Annotated in this window: 1 pseudogene; it reads right to left on the reverse strand. The window is 66.0% G+C overall.

The features are described from left to right. Positions 1 to 253, reverse strand: a pseudogene (locus ACQG3P_RS20785) (VirB4 family type IV secretion/conjugal transfer ATPase); the annotation flags it as partial.

Below are 253 nucleotides of genomic sequence, written 5' to 3' on the forward strand. Positions count from 1 at the left end.
GTATGGGCGATGGCCTTCTCCCCCAGCGAGTTCTCCGACGGGTGGGTGGCGTGGAAGTTGCAGTAGTACGGCTGGCCGTTGGTGGTCTGCAGCGTGGTCACGCAGTCGCCCCACGGGTTGTTGTGCTGCGTGCCGGTGGCGAAGTTGTGCAGCGGCGACAGACCCAGGAAGTTCAGCGAGCTGATGTTGGCCCGGCGGGTGCGGTAGCGCCAGTTGGCCGGGAACTGCGAATCGAACGAGGCGGTGACGGCCA

The sequence above is a fragment of the Stenotrophomonas sp. SrG genome (assembly GCF_050031795.1).
GTDB lineage: Bacteria > Pseudomonadota > Gammaproteobacteria > Xanthomonadales > Xanthomonadaceae > Stenotrophomonas > Stenotrophomonas rhizophila_A.